The following is a 1302-nucleotide window of genomic DNA, read 5'->3' on the forward strand; positions in this document are numbered from 1 at the left end:
GGCCGGCCCCGCGGGCCTCAGGGCCTGATCGCCCGGTCCGCCGGGGCGGCCGCCCCCCGGGGCTCCGGGGGCGGGGCCCCGCGTGGCGGGGGGGCGGCGGGGCGCGCGGGCCGGCCGGCGGCGAGGAAGGCCGCCCGGTCGCCCGTCCGGGACCAGACCGCGGTGCCGCTGCCCGTCCCGTCGGCGGTCGGTGCGGTCGACGTCCGGACGTCCGGTGCTGCGAGCAAGGCGCCGAACTCGGCCAGTTCGGTGTGCAGTCGGGCCGACTCGGTCGCGGCCCGCCGGGGCCGGTCGTGCTGGTCGACCGCGATGCCGCCGAGGACGGCAGTCAGGGCGAGACAGGCGGCCAGCGCGAGGCGTCCGACGCGCCGGCCGGGCCCGTCGGTCGGGCGCTGCACGGCCCCGCCGGCCGGAAGGTCCGTGGGGCGTCCGCGCGAGGGGAGCTGACGGATCGTGCGGACGGCGGCGAGGGCGCGTCCCTCCATCCCGGCGGGCGGGTCGGCTGCCAGGGCGCAGCCGAGCCGGGCGACGGTGGCGGTGAAGCCGGACACCTCCAGGCGGCAGGACTCGCACCGGGCGAGGTGCCGTTCGAAGGCCTCGCGCTCGGCCGGGCACAGCGCGCGGGCGGCGTACGCCCCGGAGAGGGTGTGCACGTCCGAGGGGTCGTTCACGGCTGCACCCCCAGGCAGTCGCGCAGCCGGATCAGTCCGTCGCGCATCCGGGTCTTGACGGTGCTCAGCGGCGCCTGGAGGAGGTCGGCGACCTCCTGGTACGTCAGCCCGTGGTAGTAGGCCAGGGCGAGGGACTGCCGCTGCAGGTCGGTCAGCGCCGTCATGCAGTGCCGCAGCCGCTCGCGCTCCAGCCGGTCCTCGACCTGTTCGGCCACCTCGTCGAAGGCCGTCGTGTGGGCACGGGCTGCGGCTCGCTCCTCGCGGTCCGCGGTGTTCTGCTCCTGCCGGACCCGGTCCACCGCCCGGTGGTGCGCCATGGTCATCACCCACGGCACCACCGCGCCGCGATCCGGACGGTACCGGGCGGCCCGGCGCCAGACCTCCAGCATCACCTCCTGGGCGACCTCCTCCGACTGTGCGGCGTCCCGCACGACGTGCCGCACCAGCCCGAACACCGGTCCGAGCAGGGCCCGGTAGACCTGGCGGTAGGCCTCGTGATCGCCGGCGGCGACCTCGGCCATGAGCTCCTGCAGCCGGCGGCCGTCGTGGGGGGCGGCGGCCCCCCGCGGCCCGGGGGGGCGCCCCGGGGCCATGCCCCGCCCGGGGGGGTCCCGGTGGCCGCGCCGCCCCG

Annotated in this window: 2 protein-coding genes; both read right to left on the bottom strand. The window is 78.7% G+C overall.

Annotated elements, in window-relative coordinates:
* Window positions 1–17: 17 nt before the first annotated feature.
* Window positions 18–671, bottom strand: a complete 654-nt coding sequence (locus tag ACFV0G_RS39430) for a zf-HC2 domain-containing protein (RefSeq protein ID WP_380558777.1) — start codon at window positions 669–671, stop codon at window positions 18–20.
* Entirely contained in the window at window positions 668–1264 is a 597-nt protein-coding gene (sigK, locus tag ACFV0G_RS39435) for an ECF RNA polymerase sigma factor SigK (protein WP_380558780.1), read from the bottom strand. The genes ACFV0G_RS39430 and sigK overlap by 4 nt, the downstream gene beginning before the upstream one ends.
* Between the last annotated feature and the right edge of the window lie 38 nt (window positions 1265–1302).

Origin of the sequence: Kitasatospora sp. NPDC059571, assembly GCF_042735675.1 — a bacterium.
Lineage (GTDB): Bacteria > Actinomycetota > Actinomycetes > Streptomycetales > Streptomycetaceae > Kitasatospora.

Coding starts and splice junctions, on each gene's coding strand:
- sigK (WP_380558780.1), bottom strand. CDS start 1,264: ATGGCCCCGGGGCGCCCCCCCGGGCCGCGGGGGGCCGCCGCCCCCCAC.